Consider the following 15,919-nt stretch of genomic DNA (forward strand, 5'->3'; position numbering starts at 1 on the left):
GCGTCGATCGATGAAGATCGCCACCGCAGGGGTGGCCCTCTTCGGCCTCATCGCGCTCGCCGGGTGTACGACAGACCCGTCAGTGGCGCCGGCGGAGTCGGAGAACCCGGAGGAGTCGGCCGAGACCACGGAGTGGTTCGACCAGGAGCTCTTCGACAAGCAGATGGAAGAGCGCGGGGTCGAGCCGCAGGGCCCGGCGGACGAGCCCTACCTGCAGCACATCAACGCCGAGATGGTCGACACCTCGGAGTTCGCGAGCGAGGGCGCCAAGAAGGCCTGCTTCGCCAACGCGTCGATCTCGAACCCGTGGCGTCAGACGGGCTGGATCACGATGAACGAGCAGCTCAAGGCGCTGCAGGAGGCCGGCGCGATCAGCGAGATGGAGACCCGCGACGCGCAGGACTCCGACGACACGCAGATCGCCGACATCGACTACTTCATCGCGGAGGGCGGCTGCGATGTCTTCCTCATCTCGCCGAACAGCACCGCGGCGATGACCCCGGCCGTCGAGCGCGCGTGCGAGACCGGCAAGCCGGTGATCGTGTTCGACCGCGGTGTGAACACCGACTGCCCCGTCACGTTCATCCACCCGATCGGCGGGTTCGCCTGGGGCATCGACACCGCGGAGTTCCTCATCGACAACCTCGAGGAGGGCGACAAGGTCGTGGCGCTGCGCATCCTGCCCGGTGTCGACGTGCTCGAGCACCGCTGGGCCGCCGCGGAGAAGCTCTTCGAGGAGGCCGGCATCGAGGCGGTGGACCACTTCACCGGAGCGGACCCGGCCGAGATCAAGAGCATCATCAGCGACGAGCTCGCCAAGGGCGACGTGCAGGGGATCTGGATGGATGCCGGTGACGGCGCCGTCGCCGCCATCGAGGCGTTCGAGGACGCCGGGGCCGACTACCCGGTCATGACCGGCGAGGACGAGATGAGCTTCCTGCGCAAGTGGAAGGACACGGGTCTCACGGGTCTCGCGCCGGTGTACTCGAACTTCCAGTGGCGGACGCCTCTGCTCGCGGCGCAGATGATCTTCGCCGGCGAAGAGGTGCCGAAGGAATGGGTGCTCCCGCAGAAGCCGATCACCGAGGGAGAGCTCGACGACTACCTCGAGGCGAACGACGGGATGCCCGACGGGCACTACGCGAAGTTCGGCGGGGAGAACCTGCCCGGGTACCCGACGGTCTGGCAGGAGCGTCAGATCCCGTAACCCGCAGTGCCGCTCCCGCTCTTCCGTCCGCCCCGTGCGGATGGGAGGGTGGGAGCGCACGCGTCATCCCCGAAGGAGCAGGATGCCTCGCACGATCGCCGTCAACACGTGGGTGTGGACGTCACCGCTGACCGATGCGACCCTCGAGCCGCTGGCGCGTCGGGCGGCGGAGATGGGCTATCAGGCGCTGGAGCTGCCGCTGGAGAACGTCGGCGACTGGGACCCGGCTCGGACCCGCTACGTGCTCGACCGTCTCGGCCTCGGGGCGATCCTCGTCGGGGCCATGGGGCCTGGCCGCTCGCTGCTGGCGAGCGCCGGAGACGTGGCAGCGACACAGAACTACCTGCGGTCATGCCTCGCGGCCGCCGCGACCCTGGGCGCCGACACCGTCGCAGGGCCCTTCTACGCCCCCACCGGGGTGACCTGGCGGATGGGCGCGGACGAGCGTGCGGACGCGGTGCGCGAGCTGCGGGAGAACCTCGCGCCTCTGGCCGCCGAGGCCGAGGACGCAGGCATCACGCTCGCCGTCGAACCCCTCAACCGCTACGAGACGAGCCTGCTCAACACGGTGGACCAGGCGCTCGACGCCCTCGCGCCGCTGCTCGGACAGGGCGTCGGGCTCGCGCTGGACACCTACCACCTCAACATCGAGGAGAAGCGGCCGGCCGATGCGATCAGGACGGCCGGGTCGGCGATCGCCCACGTCCAGGTCTGCGGGAGCGATCGAGGCGCGGTCGGCGACGACCACACCGACTGGGTCGGGATCGTGCGCGCCCTCGACGACGCCGGGTATCAGGGTCCGCTCGGACTCGAGAGCTTCACCGGCGAGAACGCGACGATCGCGGTCGCCGCCTCGGTCTGGCGACCGCTGGCCCCCAGCCAGGACGAGCTCGCCCGCCGCAGCATCCAGGCGCTGAGGGCGCTGGGCGTCTGACCCCCCGCCCGTGCAGACGAAGCGAGATGAAGGAGCGTCGATGACCACCCATCCGGTCACCCTGTTCACCGGCCAGTGGGCCGATCTGCCGTTCGAGGAGGTCGCGAGACTCGCGGCCGAGTGGGGCTACGACGGGCTGGAAGTCGCGGCGTCCGGCGATCACCTCGACCTGCGGCGGGCGGACGAGGACGACGCCTATGCGGCGTCGCGTCGGGAGATCCTCGACCGCCACGGACTCGGGCTGTTCGCGATCTCGAACCACCTCGCAGGTCAGGCGGTCTGCGATGCGCCCATCGACTTCCGCCATCAGGCGATCGTCCGGGACTACGTCTGGGGAGACGGCGAGGCCGAGGGCGTGCGACGACGCGCGGCCGAGGACATGATGCGGGCGGCGCGCGTGGCCCGCAAGCTCGGTGTCGACACGGTCGTCGGGTTCACCGGGTCGTCGATCTGGCCGTACGTGGCGATGTTCCCGCCGGTTCCTGCCGAGGTCATCGAGGGTGGCTTCGAGGACTTTGCCGCGCGGTGGAACCCGATCCTCGACGTGTTCGACGGCGAGGGGGTGCGCTTCGCCCACGAGGTGCACCCGGGAGAGATCGCCTACGACTACTGGTCGAGCGTGCGAGCGCTCGAGGCCATCGAGCACCGGGACGCGTTCGGGTTCAACTGGGACCCCTCGCACATGATGTGGCAGAACATCGACCCGGTCGGGTTCATCGTCGACTTCGCGGATCGGATCTACCACGTCGACTGCAAGGACACCCGGATGCGCCCGCACAACGGTCGGGCCGGGGTGCTGGGCTCGCATCTGCCGTGGGGGGACCCGCGCCGCGGGTGGGACTTCGTGTCCACCGGTCACGGCGACGTGCCCTGGGAGGACGCGTTCCGTGCGCTCGAGGGCATCGGCTATACGGGGCCGATCTCGATCGAGTGGGAGGATGCCGGGATGGATCGCCTGCACGGGGCGCCGGAGGCGCTCAGGTACGTGCGGTCGCTGCTCTGGCCCGCCCCCACCGCATCCTTCGATGCCGCGTTCCGCAGCCAGGCCATGGAGGGCACTGCATGAGCATCCAGCACACCGTCGTCTTCCGCCTCGTCCACGACACCGGCTCCGCCGAGGAGCGCGAGTTCCTCGCCACGGGTCGAGCGGTGCTCTCGTCGATCCCCGGCGTGGACGACTTCACGATCCGTCGCCAGGTCAGTCCGAAGAGTGACCTGGAGCACCAGTTCTCGATGGTGTTCCGCGACCGCGAGGCGTACCGCGCGTACGACGCGCACCCCGCTCACACCGCATTCGTCGCGGAGCGCTGGGTCCCCGAAGTCGCGGCCTTCCAGGAGTTCGACTTCCAGGAGTACGACTTCGAGGACTGAGCGCCTGCTCGCCGCCGGTGCAGAGCCGCGTCAGGCCGCCGAGTCGCGCAGCTTCACGAGCCGCTCGTGCCCCGTCTCCTCGAGCTCGGCGATGTTGTCGCGCGACTTCAGGAAGTCCGAGAACGACCGGTAGCCGAGGGCCTTCTCGCTGAACGACGGGTCCATGCGGCGCATGTGCGTCTTCACCGCCGAGCTGTGCAGCCACTCGTCGGCATCCGCCTTGTCGTGCCCGAGGCGGAGTGCGCGCTGCAGCAGCTCCGTCGCCTCGCCCTGCTCGGTGCCGACGCCCTGCTCGTCCGCCTTCGCGGATGCGGCGGCCTTGGTCTTGGCTTTCGCGGGCTGGCGAGTCCTGGTCTTGACGGCGGGTTCGGCGACGACCTCCGGCACCTCCACCACGGGTGCCGGAGCGCTCTTGGTGGGGCGCACGACACCGGGCAGCGAGTCGTAGGCCTCGAACTCGTCGCACGCGGCGGCGAGGGACTTCGCCGTGGAGCCGGCTACCCCGACGCCGATCACGTAGCGGCCGAGCCGCTTGCACCGCTGAGCCAGCGGCACGTAGTCGCTGTCTCCCGCCACGATCACCACGTGGGTGAGGTCGGGAAGGCGGAACATGTCTTCGACGGCATCCACGGCGAGTCGGATGTCGGCGCCGTTCTTGGCGTACGCCGCGGCCGGGAAGAGCTGCACGAGGTCGACCGCCCTGGCCACCAGCTGCGAGCGGTACTCGGCGTTTACGGGCGAGGACCAGTCCGCGTAGGCGCGGGTCAGCACCAGGGTGCCGAACGAGGCGGCGTAGTCGATGATCGCGCCGACCTCGATCATCGCGCGCGACAGGCGCTCGGTGACCTCGGGATCGGAGGGGTTCTCGGTGATGCGCTGGCGGTCCTTGCCGTAGGCGTTGCGTCCGTGGACACGGTCGTACCAGGAGATGACGATGTTGTCGAAGTCCAGGTACACCGCGACGCGCGTGTCGTGTGCCTCAGCCATTGGTTGCTCCTTCACCGGGGTACCGCACGCCGATCTGGGCGCGGATCTCGTCGAGCGTGCCCATGATCGCCACGCTCTCGGCGATGGGCAGGATGTCACCCTCGAGGATGCCGTCTCGCACGAGGCGCTCGGCGGCATGCGCCTGGTACTCCATGCCGCGGCCCGCGACCTCGGAGGAGTACTCCTCGGCCACGGTGTCGTCCGGCAGCACCACCCGGAACGAAGTGGGGGCGTACCAGACGCGGTCGATGTCGATGCGGGCGTCGGTGCCGATGATGCTGGCCGCGTTCGGGCCTGCGGCGCGCGAGGACGACAGGGTGGTCGAGATCGCACCGCCCTCGTGGGTCATGAGGGTGGCGACCTCGGCATCCGCTCCGGTCTCGATCAGGCGCGCGGTCGCCTGGATGGCGGTCGGTGCGCCGAGGATGTCCCAGACGAACGAGATCGGGTAGATGCCCAGATCCAGCAGCGCGCCGCCGCCGAGCTCGAGGGCGTTCAGACGGTGCGTGGGGTCGGTCGGGAGCAGCTGCGTGTGGTCGGCGCTGACCGCGCGGATCTCGCCCAGCGTGCCGGCGGCGATGATCTCGCGGATGCGCACCATATGCGGCAGGTACCGCGTCCACATGGCCTCCATCGCCAGCAGGCCCTTCTCCGCGGCGAGCCGACGGAGGTCCTCCGCCTGGCCCTCGTTGAGGGTGAAGGCCTTCTCGACGAGGACGTGCTTGCCGGCCTCGAGCGCGAGGCGGGCGTTCTCGTGGTGCAGCGGGTGGGGCGTCGAGACGTAGATGATGTCGACATCGGGATCGGCGACGAGCGCCTCGTACGACGGATGCGCGTGGGCGATGTCGAAGCGGGCGGCGAATGCGTCGGCCGACTCCTGCGAGCGTGAGCCGACCGCGACGAGATCGAGCCCGGCGGTGCGCAGATCGGATGCGAACGCGCCGGCGATGCCGCCGGTCGCGAGGATTCCCCAACGTAGACCAGTCATGGTCTCAGCGTAGAGGGTGATGCCGAAAGGCGGGACGATCAGGTCAGCGTCGCGAGCGTCCGCTGCGGCACGAGCGGGAACAGCTGCTCGGCGATCCGGTCGAGTTCCTCGTCGAGGGGCGAGGCCTGGATGAGGAGGAGGGAGATGCCGGCATCCGCATAGTCGTGGATGCGCTCGGCGACCTGCTCCGCCGTGCCCACCAGATCCGGACGGAGGCCGCGGGTGCCGACCGAGTACTCGCGCCTGGTGAGTTCGAGCGAAAGCTTCGAGTTGCGCTGGAACTCCTCGAACGAGGCGTAGCCGGGCGAGTCGGGGTCGACCGTCGTGATCCGGTCGAGTTCGCGTCTGGCCTCCGCCTCGGTGTCGCGGACGATCACGTAGGCCGGCATGCCGAACTCCGCCACGGGCCGTCCGTGCAGCCGCTCGGAGCGGGCGTTCATGTCGGTCACGTTCGCCCTGACCTCGTCGAGCGTGCCGCCGTGCATGACGTAGGCATCGGCGAAGCCGGCGATCGACTCGCGCCCGGCCTCGCTCTCACCGCCGGCGAAGATCACCGGATGGCTCGACGGCTTCGGCTCGACGATCGTTCCATCGAGGGCGTAATGCGATCCTTCGAACGAGAACGGCGTGTGCTCCCACAGGCCGTTGAGAACCGAGACGAACTCCTCGGCCTGCACATAGCGCTCGTCGTGGGTCGTGAACCGCCCGCCGAACTGCCTGGCCTCCTCCGCCCACCAGGCGGCGACGACGTTGAGCGCGACGCGCCCCGGAGCGACCTGGTCGAGGGTCGAGACGGTCTTCGCGAGCACCGCCGGCAGGTGGAAACCGGGGCGCACCGCGGTCATCACCCGCAGCCGCTCGGTGACGGCGAGGATGGCCGCCGACAGCGACCAGGCCTCGAGGCTCGGGGCCTCGATGCCCTTGCGGTCGTTGAGGTACAGCTCCGGCACCAGCGTGGTGTGGAATCCGAGCCGGTCGGCCTTCACCGACACCTCGCGGATGTACTCCCAGGTGGCGGCCATGCGGCCCTCGTCGGTGACGTTGCGGAGGAATCCGCCGTAGACGGGGGTCCAGTAGCCGAGGTCGATTGCCATGGTGGTGATGTCTCCTGTCAGGCGAGGGCGAGTGCGCGGTCGAGGTCTGCGATCAGGTCGCTCGGGTCCTCGAGCCCGGCCGACAGGCGGATCGTCGTGAACGCGATCCCGGCGGCTCGGCGCTGATCGGCCGTGAGGTGCGAATGCGTCATGGACGCGGGATGGTTGACGAGGCTGCGGGCGTCGCCGATGTTCGCGACGAGTCGGATGACCTGCAGCCCGTCGATCACCCTGGCCACCCTCGCCTGCGTCTCGGCGTCGTCGGGCACGGCGAGATCGAACGAGAAGACCGAAGGGCCGCCTCGCGGCAGGTAGCGCTGGGCGAGCGGATGCCAGCGGTTGCCCTCGAGGCCGGGGTGGTGCACGGCGCTCACGGCCGGATGCTGCTGCAGGTGCCGGGCGAGAGCGAGCGCGGTCGCGGTCTGGCGCGACACCCGCAGGTCGAGCGTCTCGATGCCCTGCAGGATCTGCCAGGCGTTGAACGGTGACAGCGAGGGTCCCAGGTCGTGCACGTACTTCGACTTCACGAGAGCGGCGAACGCCTGGCCCGACCCGAAGCGGTCCCAGAGCGCGAAGTCGCCGACGCGCGTGTAGGGCTCGGTGAACTGCGGCCAGCGGCCCGGGTCCTTGCCGAAGTCGAAGGTGCCCTGGTCGACGACGACCCCACCGAGTGAGGTGCCGTGGCCGCTGAGGAACTTGGTCGCCGAGTGCACCACGAAGTCCGCCCCATGCTCGCCCGGGCGCACCAGGTACGGGGTCCCGACCGTGTTGTCGATCACGAGCGGGATCCCCGCGTCGTGTGCGATGTCAGCGACGGCGCGGATGTCGAGCACCTGCGCGATCGGGTTCGCGATGGACTCCGCGAACAGCACCCGCGTCTCGGGGCGGATCGCCGCGCGCCAGGCCTCAGGGTCGTCCTGATCGACGAACGTCACCGGGATGCCGAAGTCGTCGAAGGTCTCCTGCAGCAGGTCGACGGTTCCGCCGTAGAGCTGGGTGGCCGCGACGATGTGCCCGCGGCGCCCGACGAGTGCGAGCAGGGTCACCGCGACCGCCGCCTGCCCCGAGGCGACGGCGACGGCGGCGACCCCGCCCTCGAGCGCGGCGACCCGCTCCTCGAGGACCTGCTGGGTGGGGCTGGCGTTGCGGCTGTAGAGGTTGCCGGTCGTGCGCAGGGCGAAGAGGTCGGCGGCCTCGGCGAGAGAGGCGAACTCGTAGGCGGCGGTCTGGTAGATCGGCGGGACGGCGCTGTTCTGCGGCGTTCCCGGCACATAACCCGCCTGGATCTGCCTGGTCGCGAACCCGGTCATGCGCCCACCACCGCGACGCTCTCACGGGCGCGGACGATCGGCGCGCGGGCGTCGCCGCTGCGCAGCCGCTCGAGCCACAGCACCAGGGAGGCGGCGACACTGCGGTGGGACTGGTCGTTCAGAGCGTCGTGGAGTCCGTCGACCGTCTCGACGATCTCGAGGTCGGGGACGGTGCGCAGCGCCGTGATCACCTGCGCCAGCGGCGACACGCTGTCGGCGCCGCCGTGGATCGCCAGCACCGGCACCTCGATCGCCGCGAGGTCGGCCGGCGCCGGGAGCGGCTCCGCTGCGGAGAGCGGCGCGGCCGAGGCCTCGCCGGCGAGGACCCCGAGGTGCAGCGGGCATGCCGTGCGCTGCTCATCGGCGGGGAGGTCGAGCTCGGCATCCACCAGCGTGCCCGCGATCACGGCCGCATCGACCGCGGCGCCCTGCACCACCACATGGAGCACGGCGGATGCGCCGGCATCCGAGCCGACCAAGACCCGGGGGCCGTCCGTCGACTGCGCGAGCCACGCGCTCGCCGCCTCGACATCCTCCTCGAAGACGGCGACGAGGTAGCCGTCGGCGCTCAGGCGGCGGCCGAACCGCTCGTACACGCCTGCACGCTCGCCGCGCCCGGTGACGACGGCGAGCGTGCCGCGGATGCGGGCGGGCGGCGCCCAGAGCGCGGGGGAGGAGGTCGTGGTCATGGTTCCCATCCTGTTGTCGGAGTGACGAGCCCGCAGCGGACATTTCGCAGTGTTGCGCTCCGTGACCCTTCGCTTCGCGGGGATTGTGGCCCGTTCCGCGCCGCTCCTACGTTCGCTTGCATGACCTCCCGATCCCGTCTGCCCCTTCTCGCTGCCGCCACCGCCGCGACCCTCGCGCTGGCCGGCTGCGCCGGCGCATCCGCTGCTCCCTCCGACTCGTCCGATGAGACCTCGCTGACCTGGGGCTGGGCACTGCCCACCAGCTGGGATCCGGTGACCTCGACCGCCGGGTGGGACACGCACGCCCTCGCGCTGGTCTACGACGGCCTCACCCAGCTCGACACCGAGGGGGAGGTCGTGCCCGGCCTCGCCGAGAGCTGGGAGTACAACGAGGACGGCACCGCGATCACGTTCCACTTGCGCGAGGGTGCGGAGTTCACGGACGGCACGCCGGTCACAGCCGACGCGGTGAAGCAGAGCATCGAGCGCGGGCGCGACCAGGAGAACTCGACCCTCGCCGGTCAGCTGCGCATCGTCGTCGGCATCGACGTCGACGACGAGCGGACCGTCACCGTCCATCTCGATCAGGCCGACTACCAGGTGCCGTACCTGTTCGCGGGCAAGACCGGCTTCATCGTGAACCCGGCGGCCTTCGACGACGTCACCACCCTCGCCACCCAGCCGGAGGGGTCCGGCCCGTTCGCGCTCACCGAGTACGTGCCCAACGCCCACGCCGACCTCGAGAAGAACGAGGACTACTGGAACGCCGACCACATCTTCATCGACGACTTCTCGATCGTCCCGGTCACCGACCCTGCGACCGTCGTCGCCGGGGTGAGCTCGGGGCAGTGGGACGTCGCACAGGTCCCGCCGGCCCAGGTCGAAGGTGCAGAGGCCGCGAACCTCGAGGTCGAGACGATCAGGGCCCTCACCGTGCGGGCGCTCGACGTGAACAGCACCGTCGCACCCTTCGACGACCAGCGCGTGCTGCAGGCGATCAGTCATGCCACCGACCGGCAGGCGCTCGTCGACGCCGCCTACTTCGGGCAGGGCACGCCCAACTGGCAGCCGTTCCCCGAGGGGTACGTCGCGCACAGCCCCGAGCTCGATGAGCTGTACCCCCACGACGTGGAGGCCGCCAAGGAGCTCCTCGCGGAAGCCGGTCACCCGGATGGGCTGGAGATCACCCTCTCGCTCACCGAGGACGACACGGCGCTCGCCGAGGTGCTGCAGGCGCAGTGGGCCGAGGCGGGCATCGACGTCACGCTGAACGTGCTGCCCTCGGCGGCGGTCGCGCAGAACTACGTGCAGCGCACCCTGCCGTTCGTGCTCGACAGCTACTCGGGGCGGCAGTCTCCCCTGCAGGGGCTCGAGGTGCTCTACGGCACCGAGGGGCTGATGAACCTCGGCCGGCAGACGCCGCCGGAGCTCACCGCGGCGATCGACGCCGCACGAGCCACACCGACCGATGCAGACGACTACGCCGAGAAGGTCCAGGATGCGGTCGAGATCGGTGTGGAGCTGCAGCCGAACACGTTCCTGTTCAGCTGGCCGCGCATCCTCGTGCACCCGGAGAAGGTGACCGGCATCCAGCACTGGCTCGACGTGCAGCGCTGGGAAGACGTCAAGGTCGAGGGCTGAGCCGACATGTCGACAGTGACCGCCGAGACGCTCGCCGCACCGGAGCGTCGTGACGAGGCCGCCGTGCGCAGCGCGTGGCCCGCGCTGCGAGTGATCGTCGCGACTCTCGTCACGGCGGTCACCGTCTTCCTCCTCGCCACGTTCGCGACCTTCGCTCTCGGAGCGGCGAGCGGCTCGAACCCCGCCGCCGTCGCCCTCGGCGAGGTCGCCACGCAGGCCGACGTCGACCGGCTCAATCATCAGTTCGGACTCGACCGCCCGTTCGTCGTGCGCTACCTCGACTGGATCTCCGGCGCCGTCACGGGCGACCTCGGCACATCGTGGTTCACCACGATCCCGGTCGCCGACAGCATCGCCCAGGCCTTCCCGGTGAGTCTCTCGATCGCGGCAGGGGCGACGCTGTTCGCCCTGGTCTTCGGGTTCGCGGGCGGCGTGCTCGCCGCGGTGACCCGCGGCGGCACGGTCGATCGGGTCGTGACCGCCGTCAGCACGATCGCGGCCACCGTCCCCGCCTTCGTCGCGGCGATCGGCCTCATCCTGCTCTTCTCCTATGCGATCCCGCTCTTCCCGGTCGCCGGCTACACGCCGCCGGAGCAGAGCCTCGGCGCGTGGCTGGTGTGCCTCGTGCTGCCCTCGGTCGCACTGAGCCTGGATGCCGGCGCCGACATCGCGAGGCAGCTGCGGACGTCGCTCGTCGGCACGCTCGAGGAGAACTTCATCATCGGAGCGAGGGTGCACGGGCTCGGTCCCGCGCGCATCGTGTGCCGGCATGCGCTGCCCATCGCGTCGGGTCCCGCGCTCTCGGCTCTCGGGGTGCATGCCCCGCGTCTGGTCGGCGGAGCGGTCATCACCGAGGTGATCTTCGGGATGCCGGGACTCGGACAGCTCGCCAACCGCGCCGCGCTGCAGGGCGACGTGCCCGTGGTGCAGGGCGTGTTGCTCGTGACGATCGCGATGATCGTGATCGTCGGGGCCGTCCTCAACATCGTGATCTCCCGCACCGGCGGGACGGAGAGGAGCGCCGCATGAGCGTCATCGCACCCTCGGCCGCCGTGCGACTGTGGCGCGCGGGCTGGAGCGTCCGGCTCGCGCTGCTCGTCCTTCTCGGAGTGGCGCTGCTCGCCGTCGCCGGCCCCGCGCTCGCTCCTCAGGACCCGCTCGCGCAGGACGCGTCGGCCGCCCTGCAGGAGCCGAGCCTCGCCCACCTCCTCGGCACCGACTACCTCGGCAGGGACGTCCTGTCGCGGCTGTTCGCCGGGGCGCCGGCCTCCCTCGTCAGCGCCGTCGCCGCCGCGCTGATCGGACTGGTGCTCGGTGCGGTCCCCGGAGCCCTCAGCGCCTTCGTGCCGCGGTTCGCCGAGTGGTTCTCGCTGCGCATCGTCGATGCGCTCCTCGCGCTGCCCTTCATCCTGTTCGCCATCGTGTTCGCCGCACTGCTGGGCAACGGGCTGATCCAGGCGACGCTCGCGATCGGCATCCTGGTGGCGCCGGGGTTCTTCCGCATCGCTCGCGCCGCCACCCTGAGGGTGCGCGACTCGCAGTACATCGACGCGGCCGGCTACCTGGGTGCGTCCGCGTGGTGGATCCTGCGGCGGCATGTCTGGCGCCAGGTCGCGCCCAACCTCGTGGTGGCCTCCGTCTCGGCCCTCGGCGGCGCGCTCCTCGCGGTCGCCTCGCTCACCTTCCTCGGCATCGGAGTGCAGCCTCCGGCGCCGACCTGGGGAGGGATGCTGTCGAGCGATCTCGGCTATCTCGGACAGCGGCCGTGGGGGCCGCTCGCTCCGGCCCTCGCGATCATCGTCACCGTCGGCGCCCTCAACGTGGTCGCGGACGCGGCCAGAGACGTGCTCGGGGCGGCAGTCGTCGCACCGTCAAAGCGGAAGGCGGTCGCGCATGTCTGAGACCCGGTCGATCATCGAGGTGCCAGGCACCCTGCCGCAGACGGCGCTCGTGCACGACAGGCCGCTGCTGCCCTCCTTCGACGAGGCCTCCCTCGCGCGCCCGGCCACGGCCGCGGTCACCGATCTCGTGATCGCCGCCGCCGACGGCACCGAGCTCGTGCACGGCGTCTCGGCGTCGGTCCGACCCGGAGAGGCGCTGGGCATCGTCGGCGAGTCGGGAAGCGGCAAGACCCTCACCTGCCGCGCGCTGCTGGGGATCCTCCCCGCGGGCCTCGAGGTCACCGGCGGAACCGTGGAGGTCGACGGAGTCGATCTCACCGACGCGGATGAGCGCGCGTGGCGTCGGGTGCGCGGCACGCACATCGGCGCGGTCTTCCAGGACCCGGCCTCGTACCTCAATCCCGCGATCCCGGTCGGGGCACAGCTCGAGGAGACCCTGCGGGTGACCGCCGGGCTTCCGCGCCGTCAGGCCAGGCAGCGAGCGCGCGAGCTGCTCGACGACCTCGGCATCCGCCGGGTCGACCTGGTGCTGCGGCAGCGGGTCGCGCAGCTGTCCGGGGGGATGCTCCAGCGCGTCCTCATCGCGATGGCACTCGCGGCCGACCCCGCCGTGCTGATCGCCGACGAGGCGACGACAGCGCTCGACGTCACGGTGCAGGCGGAGCTGCTCGAACTGCTCAGCAGACTGCGCAGGGAACGAGACCTCGCGCTCATCCTGGTCTCGCACGACCTCGCCGTCGTCGCCCAGGTGTGCGAGCGCGTGCAGGTCTTCCGCGACGGCCGCGTCGTGGAGGCGGGGGCGACGACACGGGTCCTGCGCGCTCCCGCCCATGCGTACACGCGGGAGCTGCTCAGCGCGCACGCAGCCTATGGACTCGAGAGGTTCCTCGCATGACCGCGCCCATCCTCGAACTCGACGACCTGTCGGTCGACTACGGGCGCGTGCGCGTGCTCGATCGCCTCTCCCTGACCGTCCGCCCCGGCGAGGTCGTCGGAGTGGTCGGCGAATCCGGCTCCGGCAAGACGACGCTCGCGAAGGCCGTGCTCCGTGCGGTCGAGGTCGCCGCCGGCTCGCGCCTCGTCGTGGACGGCCGCGACGTCACGCGCCTGCGCGGCCGGGCGCTGCGGGCCTGGCGGCGGGGCGGCGCCGTGCAGTACGTGTTCCAGGATCCGCTGCGGTCTCTGGACCCGGGAATCCGCGTCGCCGACTCGATCGTCGAGGGGCTCCGCATCGCCGGCGTCCCCGCGGCCGATGCCGCGCGGCGTCGCCGCGAGGCCCTCGAGGCCGTCGGCCTCGACGAGGAGCTGATCGCGCGTCTGCCGTCCGGTCTGTCCGGCGGGCAGCGACAGCGCGCGGCGATCGCCCGCGCACTGGTCGTCGAGCCCCGGCTGCTGCTGCTCGACGAGCCGGTCAGCGCCCTCGATGCCGCGAGTCGCGATCGGGTCGTGCAGGCGCTGATCGCACTGCGGGATGCGCGCGGGGCCGACCTCGCCATGCTCGTGATCTCGCACGACATCGGCTCGCTCGCCGCGATGAGCGACCGGCTCATCGTGCTCGATCACGGTCGCATCGTCGAAGACGGCCCCACCCGCCGGGTGATCTCGCGCCCCGAGCATCCGTACACCCGCCTGCTCATCGATTCCGTCCCCCTCATCCATGCGCCACGGGCGAACCGCCCGTCGCCCGTCCCCGTCAGGAGCTGACGCCATGCCCATCGAACTGCTCGGAATGATCGCCACGACCGCAGGATCCGAGGCGAGAGCCGTCGACGGCCCCGTCGTCGACGCGGGGTACGTGCGCGAGTTCTCCCGCGCGCACGAGGAGGCGGGTTTCGACCGCGTCCTGATCGGCTACAGCGCGAGCTCGCCGGACGGATTCGCGGTCGCCGCTGCGGCGCTGCACGCGACCGAGCGGCTGAAGGTGCTCATCGCGCACCGGCCGGGATTCGTCGCGCCGACGGTCGTGGCACGCAAGCTCGCGACCCTCGATCACCTCACCGGTGGAGGCAGGGTGGCGATCCACCACATCAGCGGAGGCAGCGAGGCCGATCAGCGCAGGGACGGCGACTTCAGCGACAAGTCCGACCGCTATCGGCGCACCGGCGAGTTCATCGAGGTGCTCCGACGGACTCTCACCTCGGACGAGCCGTTCGACTATCACGGCGACTTCTACCGCGTCGAGGGCGCGTTCTCGGCGGTGAAGCCCGCGACGGATGCGGGGATCCCGGTGTTCTTCGGCGGCCTGTCCGAGGGCGCTGTGGAGGTGGGGGCCCGCGGTGCCGACGTGTACATGCTCTTCGGGGAGCCGCTCGCCGACGTCGCGGAGAACATCCGCACGATCCGGGCCGCGGCAGCGAAGGCGGGCCGCACGGTGGAGTTCAGCCTGTCGACCCGGCCGATCATCGGGGCCACCGAATCCGAGGCCTGGGAGAAGGCCGAGCGCATCTACGCCGAGACCGAGGCCGTGATCAACAGCCGTGCGTCCGGTGACACTCTGACGTTCGCCCGACCGGCGGAGCGCGAGCAGGCTCCGGTGTCGGCCGACAGGCTGCAGCAGGCCGCCCGGCGCGGCGACGTGCACGACGAGCGGCTCTGGCTCGGGATCACCCGCCTCACCGGGCCGTCCGGCAACTCGACCGCGCCGGTCGGGACCCCCGCTCAGGTCGCCGAGGCGCTGCTGAAGTACTACGACCTGGGCGTGACGCGCTTCCTCATCCGCGGGTTCGATCCTCTCGGCGATGTGCGCGACTGGGGTGCCGAGCTCGTGCCGGCGCTCCGCGAGGGAGCCCGACTCCGCGACGAAGCCGGCGCCGTGCTGAACGAGGAACGCGTGGCCTGATCCCGTTACGGGACGAGGACGATCTTGCCCGAGGCGTCTCCGGACTCCACGAGCTCGTGGGCCCGCGCCGCCTCGGCGAGAGGCAGCTCCGGTCCGAGCTCGATCGTGAAGTCGCCGGAGGCCAGCAGCTGGACCGTCGCGGCCAGCGCCTCGGCCCGCCAGGCGAGCTCCTGCTCGCTGAGGGGCTCGGGCGATCCGCCCGAGAACGCGCGGATGCCGAACGAGGCGGCATCGGGTCCGCGGACGATCGTGGCGATGCGGTCGCGATCGGCGACGAGCTCGAGGGAGGCCTCGATGGCCTCGTCGGTGCCGGCGCAGTCCAGGGCGACCGTGACGCCGCCGGGGGCCGCTTCGCGCAGACGGTCGAGGAGACCATCGCCGTAGGCGACGGGTGTGGCGCCGAGTTCGCGCAGCTGGTCGTGACGGGCCGGGCTCGCGGTGGCGATCACGGACGCACCCCACGCGACCGCGAACTGCACGGCGGCCTGACCGACGGAACCGGAGCCGCCGTGCACGAGCAGCACGTCTCCCTCGGTGACGCCGAGGGAGCGCAGGGCCTGGTACGCGGTGCCGGCGGGGATGCCGATGCCGGCACCCTCCGCAGCGGTGACCGAGTCGGGCAGCGCGACGAGCTTCTCGACCGGCACCGACAGCAGATTCGAGTAGGTGCCGACCGTGTCGCGGATGGCCACTCGGTCGCCGACCGCGAACTGCGTGACGTCGTCCGCGAGCGACTCGATCACGCCCGCGCCGTCGAAGCCCACGGCGCGCGGCTCGGTGATCGGCGGGGAGGGGCGCTTCGCTGCACGCAGCTTGGCGTCGATCGGATTCACCCCCGCCGCCTCGATGCGCACCACCGCTTCGCCGCTCAGGGCGATGGGGTCGGGCGTCTCGATCAGATGCAGGACGTCAGGGGAACCGAACTCTGTGTAGACGATCGCGCGAGCCATGGATTCAG

16 protein-coding genes are annotated in these 15,919 nt (G+C 70.9%); 10 read left to right on the forward strand and 6 right to left on the reverse strand.

From position 1 onward, the window contains the following. The first annotated feature begins 10 nt into the window (after nt 1-10). From ACESK8_RS11440 to ACESK8_RS11455, 4 genes are all read left to right on the forward strand, one after another. Nucleotides 11-1,207 (forward strand): substrate-binding domain-containing protein, encoded by a 1,197-nt coding sequence (locus ACESK8_RS11440; protein ID WP_372968713.1) that lies wholly within the window; start codon nt 11-13, stop codon nt 1,205-1,207. 82 nt (nt 1,208-1,289) lie between these two features. Then, entirely contained in the window at nt 1,290-2,141 is an 852-nt protein-coding gene (locus tag ACESK8_RS11445) for a sugar phosphate isomerase/epimerase family protein (RefSeq protein ID WP_372968714.1), read from the forward strand. Between the two features lie 40 nt (nt 2,142-2,181). Then, nucleotides 2,182-3,207, forward strand: a complete 1,026-nt coding sequence (locus tag ACESK8_RS11450; RefSeq protein WP_372968715.1) for a sugar phosphate isomerase/epimerase family protein — start codon at nt 2,182-2,184, stop codon at nt 3,205-3,207. After that, nucleotides 3,204-3,512 (forward strand): Dabb family protein, encoded by a 309-nt coding sequence (locus ACESK8_RS11455; RefSeq protein ID WP_372968716.1) that lies wholly within the window; start codon nt 3,204-3,206, stop codon nt 3,510-3,512. The genes ACESK8_RS11450 and ACESK8_RS11455 overlap by 4 nt, the downstream gene beginning before the upstream one ends. A 30-nt stretch (nt 3,513-3,542) precedes the next feature. On the opposite strand, the gene ACESK8_RS11460 is transcribed toward ACESK8_RS11455, so the two are convergent. The 5 genes from ACESK8_RS11460 to ACESK8_RS11480 are packed head-to-tail and all read right to left on the reverse strand — an operon-like array spanning nt 3,543 to nt 8,580. After that, nucleotides 3,543-4,499, reverse strand: coding sequence for an NYN domain-containing protein (locus tag ACESK8_RS11460; RefSeq protein WP_060926890.1), 957 nt, complete (start codon nt 4,497-4,499; stop codon nt 3,543-3,545). Then, nucleotides 4,492-5,487 carry a Gfo/Idh/MocA family protein gene (locus ACESK8_RS11465; protein ID WP_372968717.1) on the reverse strand — a complete coding sequence of 332 codons (996 nt, stop codon included), beginning with the start codon at nt 5,485-5,487 and terminating at the stop codon, nt 4,492-4,494. Before ACESK8_RS11465 ends, ACESK8_RS11460 begins: the two co-directional genes overlap by 8 nt. Nucleotides 5,488-5,525: 38 nt before the next feature. Next, nucleotides 5,526-6,581 (reverse strand): LLM class flavin-dependent oxidoreductase, encoded by a 1,056-nt coding sequence (locus ACESK8_RS11470; protein WP_372968718.1) that lies wholly within the window; start codon nt 6,579-6,581, stop codon nt 5,526-5,528. Nucleotides 6,582-6,598: 17 nt separating this feature from the next. After that, the gene (locus ACESK8_RS11475; protein ID WP_372968719.1) at nt 6,599-7,891 is read right to left on the reverse strand and encodes an O-acetylhomoserine aminocarboxypropyltransferase/cysteine synthase family protein; all 1,293 of its coding nucleotides are present in this window, start codon (nt 7,889-7,891) and stop codon (nt 6,599-6,601) included. Next, complete coding sequence (locus ACESK8_RS11480; protein WP_060926894.1) at nt 7,888-8,580, reverse strand: alpha/beta hydrolase; 693 nt, start codon at nt 8,578-8,580, stop codon at nt 7,888-7,890. The genes ACESK8_RS11475 and ACESK8_RS11480 overlap by 4 nt, the downstream gene beginning before the upstream one ends. Nucleotides 8,581-8,700: 120 nt before the next feature. Between ACESK8_RS11480 and ACESK8_RS11485 the strand changes: the two genes are divergently transcribed. The 6 genes from ACESK8_RS11485 to ACESK8_RS11510 are packed head-to-tail and all read left to right on the forward strand — an operon-like array spanning nt 8,701 to nt 14,961. Next, nucleotides 8,701-10,221, forward strand: a complete 1,521-nt coding sequence (locus ACESK8_RS11485) for an ABC transporter substrate-binding protein (protein WP_372968720.1) — start codon at nt 8,701-8,703, stop codon at nt 10,219-10,221. Between the two features lie 6 nt (nt 10,222-10,227). Beyond that, nucleotides 10,228-11,250, forward strand: coding sequence for an ABC transporter permease (locus tag ACESK8_RS11490; protein ID WP_372968721.1), 1,023 nt, complete (start codon nt 10,228-10,230; stop codon nt 11,248-11,250). Further along, nucleotides 11,247-12,122, forward strand: a complete 876-nt coding sequence (locus ACESK8_RS11495) for an ABC transporter permease (RefSeq protein ID WP_372968722.1) — start codon at nt 11,247-11,249, stop codon at nt 12,120-12,122. The genes ACESK8_RS11490 and ACESK8_RS11495 overlap by 4 nt, the downstream gene beginning before the upstream one ends. Beyond that, nucleotides 12,115-13,017 (forward strand): ATP-binding cassette domain-containing protein, encoded by a 903-nt coding sequence (locus ACESK8_RS11500; protein ID WP_372968723.1) that lies wholly within the window; start codon nt 12,115-12,117, stop codon nt 13,015-13,017. Before ACESK8_RS11495 ends, ACESK8_RS11500 begins: the two co-directional genes overlap by 8 nt. Further along, a complete protein-coding gene (locus ACESK8_RS11505; protein ID WP_372968724.1) occupies nt 13,014-13,826 on the forward strand; it encodes an ABC transporter ATP-binding protein in 813 nt (270 codons plus the stop codon). The genes ACESK8_RS11500 and ACESK8_RS11505 overlap by 4 nt, the downstream gene beginning before the upstream one ends. A 4-nt stretch (nt 13,827-13,830) precedes the next feature. Further along, a complete protein-coding gene (locus ACESK8_RS11510; RefSeq protein WP_372968725.1) occupies nt 13,831-14,961 on the forward strand; it encodes an LLM class flavin-dependent oxidoreductase in 1,131 nt (376 codons plus the stop codon). A gap of 5 nt (nt 14,962-14,966) precedes the next feature. On the opposite strand, the gene ACESK8_RS11515 is transcribed toward ACESK8_RS11510, so the two are convergent. Further along, on the reverse strand, nt 14,967-15,911 hold the full coding sequence (locus ACESK8_RS11515; RefSeq protein ID WP_372968726.1) for a zinc-binding alcohol dehydrogenase family protein: 945 nt from the start codon (nt 15,909-15,911) through the stop codon (nt 14,967-14,969). Nucleotides 15,912-15,919: the final 8 nt, after the last annotated feature.

This window comes from Microbacterium sp. (assembly GCF_041641055.1).
Classification (GTDB): Bacteria; Actinomycetota; Actinomycetes; order Actinomycetales; family Microbacteriaceae; genus Microbacterium.

Bases quoted from the DNA above. Each gene is read 5' to 3' on its own strand.
- ACESK8_RS11440 (WP_372968713.1), top strand. From the start codon at position 11: ATGAAGATCGCCACCGCAGGGGTGGCCCTCTTCGGCCTCATCGCGCTC.
- ACESK8_RS11445 (WP_372968714.1), top strand. From the start codon at position 1,290: ATGCCTCGCACGATCGCCGTCAACACGTGGGTGTGGACGTCACCGCTG.
- ACESK8_RS11450 (WP_372968715.1), top strand. From the start codon at position 2,182: ATGACCACCCATCCGGTCACCCTGTTCACCGGCCAGTGGGCCGATCTG.
- ACESK8_RS11455 (WP_372968716.1), top strand. From the start codon at position 3,204: ATGAGCATCCAGCACACCGTCGTCTTCCGCCTCGTCCACGACACCGGC.
- ACESK8_RS11460 (WP_060926890.1), bottom strand. From the start codon at position 4,499: ATGGCTGAGGCACACGACACGCGCGTCGCGGTGTACCTGGACTTCGAC.
- ACESK8_RS11465 (WP_372968717.1), bottom strand. From the start codon at position 5,487: ATGACTGGTCTACGTTGGGGAATCCTCGCGACCGGCGGCATCGCCGGC.
- ACESK8_RS11470 (WP_372968718.1), bottom strand. From the start codon at position 6,581: ATGGCAATCGACCTCGGCTACTGGACCCCCGTCTACGGCGGATTCCTC.
- ACESK8_RS11475 (WP_372968719.1), bottom strand. From the start codon at position 7,891: ATGACCGGGTTCGCGACCAGGCAGATCCAGGCGGGTTATGTGCCGGGA.
- ACESK8_RS11480 (WP_060926894.1), bottom strand. From the start codon at position 8,580: ATGACCACGACCTCCTCCCCCGCGCTCTGGGCGCCGCCCGCCCGCATC.
- ACESK8_RS11485 (WP_372968720.1), top strand. From the start codon at position 8,701: ATGACCTCCCGATCCCGTCTGCCCCTTCTCGCTGCCGCCACCGCCGCG.
- ACESK8_RS11490 (WP_372968721.1), top strand. From the start codon at position 10,228: ATGTCGACAGTGACCGCCGAGACGCTCGCCGCACCGGAGCGTCGTGAC.
- ACESK8_RS11495 (WP_372968722.1), top strand. From the start codon at position 11,247: ATGAGCGTCATCGCACCCTCGGCCGCCGTGCGACTGTGGCGCGCGGGC.
- ACESK8_RS11500 (WP_372968723.1), top strand. From the start codon at position 12,115: ATGTCTGAGACCCGGTCGATCATCGAGGTGCCAGGCACCCTGCCGCAG.
- ACESK8_RS11505 (WP_372968724.1), top strand. From the start codon at position 13,014: ATGACCGCGCCCATCCTCGAACTCGACGACCTGTCGGTCGACTACGGG.
- ACESK8_RS11510 (WP_372968725.1), top strand. From the start codon at position 13,831: ATGCCCATCGAACTGCTCGGAATGATCGCCACGACCGCAGGATCCGAG.
- ACESK8_RS11515 (WP_372968726.1), bottom strand. From the start codon at position 15,911: ATGGCTCGCGCGATCGTCTACACAGAGTTCGGTTCCCCTGACGTCCTG.